Source organism: Kluyvera intermedia, assembly GCF_021440345.1.
Lineage (GTDB): Bacteria > Pseudomonadota > Gammaproteobacteria > Enterobacterales > Enterobacteriaceae > Kluyvera > Kluyvera intermedia_A.
In genome coordinates this window covers 1-8465 of record NZ_JAKCNS010000102.1, presented here as the reverse complement: position 1 = coordinate 8465, position 8465 = coordinate 1, and the positions used below count along the sequence as shown (strand labels likewise).

General features: G+C 45.9%; 8 protein-coding genes. 6 read left to right on the top strand and 2 right to left on the bottom strand.

All coding sequences use genetic code 11. From position 1 onward, the window contains the following. Nucleotides 1-77 precede the first annotated feature (77 nt). Nucleotides 78-584: a curlin gene (locus LZ634_RS20830; RefSeq protein ID WP_234508627.1), complete on the bottom strand. Its 507-nt coding sequence runs from the start codon at nucleotides 582-584 to the stop codon at nucleotides 78-80. 704 nt (nucleotides 585-1288) lie between these two features. On the opposite strand from LZ634_RS20830, the gene csgD reads away from it, so the two are divergent. From csgD to csgG, 4 genes are read left to right on the top strand one after another with little or no spacing between them, the layout of a single operon-like run. Further along, nucleotides 1289-1939 (top strand): biofilm master transcriptional regulator CsgD, encoded by a 651-nt coding sequence (gene csgD / locus LZ634_RS20825; protein ID WP_234508625.1) that lies wholly within the window; start codon nucleotides 1289-1291, stop codon nucleotides 1937-1939. Beyond that, nucleotides 1939-2331: a curli production assembly/transport protein CsgE gene (gene csgE / locus LZ634_RS20820; protein WP_234508629.1), complete on the top strand. Its 393-nt coding sequence runs from the start codon at nucleotides 1939-1941 to the stop codon at nucleotides 2329-2331. Before csgD ends, csgE begins: the two co-directional genes overlap by 1 nt. Before the next feature lie 9 nt (nucleotides 2332-2340). Then, nucleotides 2341-2757: a curli production assembly/transport protein CsgF gene (gene csgF / locus LZ634_RS20815; protein WP_234508623.1), complete on the top strand. Its 417-nt coding sequence runs from the start codon at nucleotides 2341-2343 to the stop codon at nucleotides 2755-2757. Nucleotides 2758-2776: 19 nt separating this feature from the next. Next, nucleotides 2777-3622: a curli production assembly/transport protein CsgG gene (gene csgG, locus LZ634_RS20810; protein WP_234508621.1), complete on the top strand. Its 846-nt coding sequence runs from the start codon at nucleotides 2777-2779 to the stop codon at nucleotides 3620-3622. A 36-nt stretch (nucleotides 3623-3658) separates the two neighbouring features. On the opposite strand, the gene rluE is transcribed toward csgG, so the two are convergent. After that, nucleotides 3659-4309, bottom strand: a complete 651-nt coding sequence (rluE, locus tag LZ634_RS20805; protein WP_234508619.1) for a 23S rRNA pseudouridine(2457) synthase RluE — start codon at nucleotides 4307-4309, stop codon at nucleotides 3659-3661. A gap of 214 nt (nucleotides 4310-4523) precedes the next feature. On the opposite strand from rluE, the gene icd reads away from it, so the two are divergent. Together icd and LZ634_RS20795 are read left to right on the top strand one after the other, a co-directional pair. Beyond that, nucleotides 4524-5774 (top strand): NADP-dependent isocitrate dehydrogenase, encoded by a 1251-nt coding sequence (icd, locus tag LZ634_RS20800; RefSeq protein ID WP_061280293.1) that lies wholly within the window; start codon nucleotides 4524-4526, stop codon nucleotides 5772-5774. A gap of 268 nt (nucleotides 5775-6042) precedes the next feature. Then, entirely contained in the window at nucleotides 6043-7614 is a 1572-nt protein-coding gene (locus LZ634_RS20795) for a sensor domain-containing diguanylate cyclase (protein WP_234508617.1), read from the top strand. Nucleotides 7615-8465: the final 851 nt, after the last annotated feature.

Genomic DNA, 8465 nt, shown 5'->3' with positions numbered 1-8465 from the left:
ATTGTAGACAAAATAACAATTTTCCACGTTTTCATGAGGTACCCCATAGGTTTAGAGATTGGTAATCAGTTAAAACACTAATTTTGGGTAATACGAATTGCCATTCCTGCCGAGTTTTGCACAACAGCCGCACCGCGGTTTGTGCCTGTTTGATTAATCTGCGTGAGATTGCCTTTACCCTTATTCACAATTTCCGCATAGTTTTCAAAACCGGTTTGGTTAATATCAGATTGGTTACCCGTACCCACCTGTACTAATGTGGCGGAGTTATTCATCCCCGTTTGGTTAACCGTTGCACTATTACCATCACCGTACTGAGCGATATCTGCGCGATTATTAAAACCACTTTGGCTTAATGCCGCATAGTTATGCCCGCCAACTTGAGATATTGAACCGTAAATATGGGCACCAGACTGATTAATGGACGCAGTATTACCATTGCCCCGTTGACCAGTAATAGCAATCATATCGTAGCTCTTGTTGAATTTATCCAGACCTGAAAATTCAGAACCGGCTAAATCCCCACCCGCGCTAGCAAAACACGAGTATCCCAATATGGATAATATAAAAAAACATTGTTTCATGGTCGCACCTAGATTTAACCGATGGTTAAAGTCAGGAGTTAAATCAGCCAGGCTATAACCAATTAGTCGGTCATGGCATGAATCTGATTTATGGATTGAGTATGTCTGAGGGGCGTAAAGGTGTTTTTCGCCTGGATGGCGTATTTTTAAATATCCTCTCAACAAAAAGTATGAGAGTTCAGGGTTGAGAGCGTGGGCGGCATGCAGGGCTAGCAGGATCTTCAGTAGGCAACTAAGCAGTTCAGATGGTCAGTACCGGAAACTTTACAGCATAAGTTAAACTTGTATGACATAAGCAAAATTCTGGCACAAAGAATTTACACAGCTGAAGCTTATTGTCTGTGGTTGACATACTCTGATTAGAATTAGGAGTAAATACGTAGTTAATATCTAATTTTGCGTAAAGTCTTTTTAAGATATTTTCCATAAAAAACAGCGGCTAATAAAGAATGGCCTGAAACATACTGATACTTTCTTGTTACATTTTGAAACACAAATAACCCTTGCGATAAAAATGGCAATGTCTAGATTGAACAGTATTGCAGCACTTAGGAAACAAGCGCACAACTCGTGCCCTTCATACCTTTATTGTCATACTTATTAATCAGCAACTACACAGGATAGCGGCTCTTTCTTGATATGCCTATTTTGTGCATATCAGAAAGAGGCCGCGTTCCAGGCAGCAAGCGGGATGGAGTTTCATAATGCCGAAAGAAATAGAAGCGGTGAATAGTGATATTCTGATGTTAATATCCAGACCGTCATTGCAGGCGACGGCGCTGGTACATCAACTCAAAACATCTTTGACGATTAATACAAAAGTACAAAATATTCAAAAAACGCTGGATAACGTTAATGCAGAACGTATTTTGGTGCTTTTTGATTTAAGTGAAGCTGATAAAAAAAGAACCCTGTTATGGCAAACCGAGCTGAGGCGATTGCGCGATAGGGTCAAAGTTCTGTTGATCAATATGCCGGAAGACTATCAATTTCATGAAGTTGAATCCTGGCCCGGCATTAGCGCAGTATTTTACCTTTCGGTCGATGAACACACCTTAATCGAAGGTATCCGCAACGTCCGGGTAGGCGGTTGTCATTTCCCACACGATCTCACCAGTTACCTTATTAATCAGTCCGGTAGTTATCGTTACCACGATGATACCAGCGGCCTGACGCAACGAGAAAAAGATATTCTCAATAAACTCAGAATGGGTGCATCAAACATTGAAATAGCTCGCTTGCTATTTATTAGTGAAAATACAGTAAAGACCCATCTCTATAATCTGTTTCGTAAAATTGCAGTAAAAAACAGGACCCAAGCGGTGACCTGGGCGAACGATAACCTTAGACGATAATCATGAAATATCTGAAGGTAGTAATAGCATCATTAATGATGCTACTGGCGTCGCACGCCAGTAATTCAGCTGAAATAGAAGTGCCAGGGCTTGTGACGGATAACACCATTACCCGCGTTGGCCATGATTTCTATCGAGAGTTTACCGCTCACTGGGAGGAGGAATACCCTGGCTCAATTACGATTAATGAACGGCCCAGCGCAAGATGGGGGAGCTGGATAACGATCAAAGTCGACCAGGACTTGTTGTATCAAACGTTCTTATTCCCCAGTAAAAATGATTTTAATAAACAGGTTAATATCGCGTTAGCGTCCGTATACGAGGGGCTACAAAAACGTGCGATTAACAAAGCGTTATTAAATACCGGCGACTTAACCAGCGATGAGTTCTAGGAGTGTACGATGAAAGTGCTTTCTTTGATTCTTGGCATCGGTTTTTTATCTACCGCAGCTCAGGCTGGGAATATGACTTTCCAGTTTATTAACCCGAATTTTGGCGGCAACCCGAATAACGGTGCATTTCTGCTTTCGGAAGCTAACGCGCAAAACTCATATAAAGACCCCGACGCCTATGACTGGGGGAGCGGATCCTCGACAACCTCAGCGCTGGACAACTTTACCTCAGCTATCCAGTCCCAGCTTCTGGGCAGTTTAATGGGCAACATTTCCACCGGTAAACCCGGCCGTCTGGTGACTAAAGATTTTATCGTCGATATCACCAATACCGATGGTCAATTGATGATGAACATTCTTGACCGAGCGACAGGGAAATCGTCCACCATTCAGGTCAGCGGCCTGAGCAGTATTTCATCAAATTAATCAGTGGCGAGAAGCGGACATGAAAAATATAACTGGCGTAGTGGTCATTTTCGTTAGCCTGTTTATGCTCACGGGCTGCATTACCTCTCCCCCTAAACAGGCAGCAAAACCGACGCTATTACCTCGGTCGCAGAGCTATCAGGACTTAACGCATCTCCCGTCACCGAAGGGGAAACTGTTCGTTTCGGTCTATAACATTCAGGATGAGACTGGGCAGTTTAAGCCCTATCCTGCCAGTAACTTTTCAACCTCAGTCCCGCAAAGCGCCACGGCGATGTTAGTTTCAGCATTAAAAGATTCAAACTGGTTTACGCCGCTGGAGCGCCAGGGGCTGCAAAACCTGCTGAATGAACGAAAAATTATCCGAGCGGCCCAGGAAAATGGCACGGTTTCGGATAACAATAGAGGGCAGCTCCCATCACTGGTGGCGGCGAATATTCTGATTGAAGGTTCGATTATTGGTTACGAAAGTAACGTTAAATCAGGTGGGGCAGGCGCGCGTTACTTTGGTATCGGGGCCAGCACGCAGTACCAGCTCGATCAAATTGCGGTGAACCTGCGCGTGGTCAACGTCAGTACCGGCGAGGTGCTTTCATCCGTTAACACCAGCAAAACGATCCTTTCCTATGAATTCCAGGCAGGGGTATTCCGCTATATCGACTACCAGCGTTTACTGGAAGGCGAGGTTGGTTACACGGTAAACGAGCCGGTCATGCTCTGTTTGATGTCAGCTATCGAAACCGGTGTTATCTATCTGGTTAACGATGGGCTCAGCCGCAACCTGTGGCAATTGCAGAACCCATCGGATGCGAACTCGCCGATCCTGGAAAAATATAAGAGTATCATTGTGCCAGACATCTCTTAATGCGCGATGAGCGTGGGTAGATGTTACCCGCGCTCATTAATCCGCATCACGCCATTCGCCATTTTTCAGATTATCCAACGTGTAGTCACCCATCGCGTAACGAATCAAGCGCAGAGTAGGGTAGCCGACATGGGCGGTCATACGTCGGACTTGACGGTTGCGTCCTTCGTACAAGGTCACTTTCAGCCACGCGGTGGGAATAGATTTGCGCTCACGAATTGGTGGATTGCGCGGCCACAGCCATTCCGGCTCCTCTACGCGCTCAATCCCGGCTGGCAGAGTCGGGCCGTCGTTTAACGTGACGCCGTTACGCAGGGCATCCATCGCTTCGGCGCTAGGTTCGCCCTCGACCTGAACGTAGTAGATTTTCCCCGTCCGTTTGCCCGGCTGCGTCAGTCTTGCCTGCAGTGTGCCATCATTGGTTAACACCAACAGACCTTCACTATCCCGGTCAAGACGCCCTGCAGCGTACACATTTTGCACGGAAATAAAATCTTTCAAAGTACTGCGGCCCGCTTCATCGGTAAATTGCGGCAAAACATCATAGGGTTTATTAAATAAGATAACGCGTTTTACGTGGTTATCTTTACGTTGTTTGGTTGCTTGTCGTGAGCTGAATCGCTCAAGCTGGTTTTTTCTAAATGAAGTCTTAATCATAGTATTTTCAGGCTTTATAGATTCGCGCATTATAGCCTAATAACGAGAGTCTTTCATGGCGTCAAACAATCAGGTAGTATTGACAGGCTTATTACAAAACATTAACAAAAATGCTCTAACTCTTTGTGTTACAGGAAGACGGTAAGACAGTGCATCTCCAGGCTAAGTGGAGTGGGCGTAGTAGCGGCAAGACCTGTGGCGTAAAGGATGACGAGCACACCAGTAGCGCTCGAAGGAGAGGTGAATGGAAAGCAAAGTAGTTGTTCCGGCGGAAGGTCAAAAAATCACCCTGAAAGACGGCAAGCTGAATGTGCCACACAATCCGATTATCCCATTTATTGAAGGCGACGGTATCGGCGTTGACGTGACTCCGGCAATGCTTAAAGTGGTTGATGCCGCTGTTGAGAAAGCCTACAAAGGCGAGCGTAAAATTTCCTGGATGGAAATTTACACCGGGGAAAAATCCACTCAAGTTTATGGCCAGGACGTTTGGCTGCCAACCGAAACGCTGGATCTCATCCGTGACTACCGCGTTGCGATCAAAGGCCCTCTGACTACGCCAGTTGGCGGCGGCATTCGTTCTCTGAACGTTGCGCTGCGTCAGGAGCTGGATCTATATGTTTGTCTGCGTCCGGTTCGTTACTACCAGGGCACCCCAAGCCCGGTGAAACACCCAGAACTGACCGATATGGTTATCTTCCGCGAAAACTCTGAAGACATCTACGCAGGCATCGAATGGAAAGCTGACTCCGCTGACGCTGAGAAAGTGATCAAATTCCTGCGCGATGAGATGGGCGTGAAGAAAATTCGCTTCCCTGAACATTGTGGTATCGGTATCAAACCGTGTTCTGAAGAAGGGACTAAACGTCTGGTGCGTGCGGCAATCGAATACGCTATCACCAACGACCGTGACTCTCTGACTCTGGTTCACAAAGGCAACATCATGAAGTTCACCGAAGGCGCGTTCAAAGACTGGGGCTACCAGTTGATTCGCGACGAATTCGGCGGCGAGCTGATTGATGGCGGCCCATGGCAGAAAATCAAGAACCCAAATACCGGCAAAGAGATCATCATTAAAGATGTGATCGCCGATGCGTTCCTGCAGCAGATCCTGCTGCGTCCAGCCGAATATGACGTTATCGCTTGTATGAACCTGAACGGTGACTACATTTCCGATGCGCTGGCCGCTCAGGTTGGTGGTATCGGTATCGCACCAGGTGCCAACATTGGTGACGAGTGCGCGCTGTTCGAAGCAACCCACGGTACTGCACCGAAGTACGCAGGTCAGGATAAAGTGAACCCAGGTTCTATCATCCTGTCCGCTGAGATGATGCTGCGCCATATGCAGTGGTTCGAAGCCGCAGACCTGATTGTTAAAGGCACCGAAGGCGCCATCGCCGCTAAGACCGTGACCTATGACTTCGAACGTCTGATGGAAGGCGCTAAACTGCTGAAATGTTCAGAGTTTGGTGACGCGATCATCGCAAACATGTAATCCATAATTTGGGTTATTGATAAACGGGAGCCTGATGGTTCCCGTTTTTTATTATTAGAATTCGAACGGTTATCGAAATAGATTGGCAGAAACTTGCCAGAAGTACGAATACCAATAGCTTTTCATTATCACGGTCATACTTTTCTGTGGTAAGAAGGGGATTATGCAGCTTTAATATGCTATGTCGTTGGCTGGTATACTTAAGCTGCTTGTGGCCTGACTCCAGGAATGGTTGAAATGAAGTATTTTATCGCGAGCGTGGGGATTTATGCTCAGGAATAAATTGCATCTGCGCACTCTGATGTTGATGTTGTCGGTCGGCGGGATCCTGTTTACATCAATGCTGCTGCTGAGCGCATTGACTCTTTTTCAAAAGGGAAATATCGAAGACCGGCTGCTGGATAACAATCTTGCCTATGCCCGCAAATTGGCCGATACGACGGACCGATATCTTGTGACCGCGCAACGAGAACTTGCCTATAGTGCTGCTCAAATAAAAACACTCACTAATATTGAGCACTTGAAGAATGAAGCGGAACGCCTCCGGCTCCAGTCAGGCTTTTTTAACTCAGTGGTTATTGTAAATTCAGATGCCATTATTGCTGCGGCATCTCCTGAGAGCCTAAATCTTGTTGGCGTGAAACTGCATTCTGATGCCAGTATTCAGGCCATTGACGAGAAGAAAAGTTTCATCTCAGAACCGTTTGTTTCGGCAGCGGGTAATTATGTTGTTTTTATTTCTCAACCATTATTCGGCAATTCCGGGGAGTATATCGGCTATATCGGTGGGACTATCTATCTTCAAAAAGAAAGTATGCTGAGTGATATACTCAGTATGCACTTCTATGAGAAGGGCACCGATGTGAGTGTTATCAACGATGATGGTAAGGTTATTTTCAACCGAGAACCAGCCTTGATTGGCGCTAACTTTAACTCAATTCCTGATTATCTTGAGAAAATTATCAAAGAACAGAGCGGGCATTTCTTTGGTGATAGCAAGAGCGGTGGCCGTCTTGTCGGTTATGCCAGCTTAAAGCAGGCGGACTGGAAAATTATTATTTCTGGCACATCTGAGGGTGTTTCCAGAATTCTATTAGAAACAGTGATTAACGCATTCTGGTTTACGCTGGCCATCATCGTATTAACAATCACGGTTGTTACCATTTTTGCCACCAGGATTTCGACTCCTCTGGAGAAACTTGCCGAATGTACGCGTGCCGAAGATGGTGAGTCGACGCTGAAGAAGCTGGCAAATATCAAAGTCTGGTATAAAGAAGCAGAACGCCTTAAGGATGCACTTAGTTTGCATCTGCAAATTATGGCTCGCCGGGTGAGTGCGCTCAGTGATGAAGCGATGAAAGACCCGTTGACGAAGTTGTATAATCGTAAAGGGTTCAGTACCTCGCTTAAACAGTATCGTCACTCTGATGAGCATTGCGTTATTGCCATTGATATCGACCACTTCAAAAAAATAAATGACAAATATGGTCACGATGGTGGGGATGCGGTACTCGTTGCATTCAGTGATAAACTCCGCGATCTTTGCTTGAGTGGTCACGTCGTTTGTCGATTCGGTGGCGAGGAGTTCGTCGTTTTATTACCTTATACCGGATTGTCAGATGCGGCTGCGATAGCTGAGCATATCAGGGATGGTGTTGAACATGCTGACTTCCCATATACGGATAAGGTGACTATCTCCCTTGGGGTGGCCGGATTCAGCGATAACGATAATGATGTTTATGCCGTCCTGCGTAAAGCGGACCTGGCACTGTATGAAGCTAAAAGGTCGGGTAGAAATAAGGTTATTATCAGTCCCCCCCTGGAGCCCTCAGAGAATTAGTGTTCTCTGGTGTTGAGATACTGCTACATTTTTATATTAACGGTTCTGCCGACGCTCGCGGTTCGTCGGTACTGGAAGCATAGGGTGGGTCTCACAAGGCCGATTCGTTGCCCTGATGACGCAGTCTAACCAGTATTGCTGAGATAATAGTGTAGCTGTATGGGTAGCAGAGCCTGCAATTTCATCCCACGTTTGGGATGTCATCAACGGGAACCGACGGGTTCCCGTTTTTTACGGTAGTGCGCAAATTTCCCCCAATTAACGTGAGTTGCCCCGACTTAGCACTTGCTCCGACTTAATTCTGCCTCAATAACCATGATATCTGTTGGTTTATTATTGTGATTTATGACCAGCCATTATGGTGTGTTCGCACCCTGCGCATTATATAAGCGCTTCGCTAAAGATCTCCGTTTGCTTTTACAAAACGTGATCAATAATCATCATCCATATCTTTCATTCTTGATCGGACAATCAGCACAACTAGCAGGATAAATATGATAATGATGCCGATTATTAGCAGTGCAAGAAACATAAGCATCTCCTGATGCGGTGCCCCTCAAAAAAATGTAGTGCATCAATGAGACAATTGCATTAACACTTTGTTTACGCGTGCATTAAAATTTTTTTATGAACAGTAACAAACATACTCAACTCACAGCATCTGCAGTAGTGATATGGTAGTTAACACGATCTCACTACCCTCACGCAAACTGCTGCCATGATGATTTCCCTGCCTTCAGGTATCAGCGAACCTGAGAATAATCTCAGGTAAACGAATGAATGCCAGGCAATGGGATATTTACCGGCATTCTTTTTACTACAAGTAAGCGCATTGGGTGATGCTGCCAACT

Bases quoted from the DNA above. Each gene is read 5' to 3' on its own strand.
- csgG (WP_234508621.1), top strand. From the start codon at position 2,777: ATGAAAAATATAACTGGCGTAGTGGTCATTTTCGTTAGCCTGTTTATG.
- csgD (WP_234508625.1), top strand. From the start codon at position 1,289: ATGCCGAAAGAAATAGAAGCGGTGAATAGTGATATTCTGATGTTAATA.
- LZ634_RS20795 (WP_234508617.1), top strand. From the start codon at position 6,043: ATGCTCAGGAATAAATTGCATCTGCGCACTCTGATGTTGATGTTGTCG.
- LZ634_RS20830 (WP_234508627.1), bottom strand. From the start codon at position 584: ATGAAACAATGTTTTTTTATATTATCCATATTGGGATACTCGTGTTTT.
- csgF (WP_234508623.1), top strand. From the start codon at position 2,341: ATGAAAGTGCTTTCTTTGATTCTTGGCATCGGTTTTTTATCTACCGCA.
- rluE (WP_234508619.1), bottom strand. From the start codon at position 4,309: ATGCGCGAATCTATAAAGCCTGAAAATACTATGATTAAGACTTCATTT.
- icd (WP_061280293.1), top strand. From the start codon at position 4,524: ATGGAAAGCAAAGTAGTTGTTCCGGCGGAAGGTCAAAAAATCACCCTG.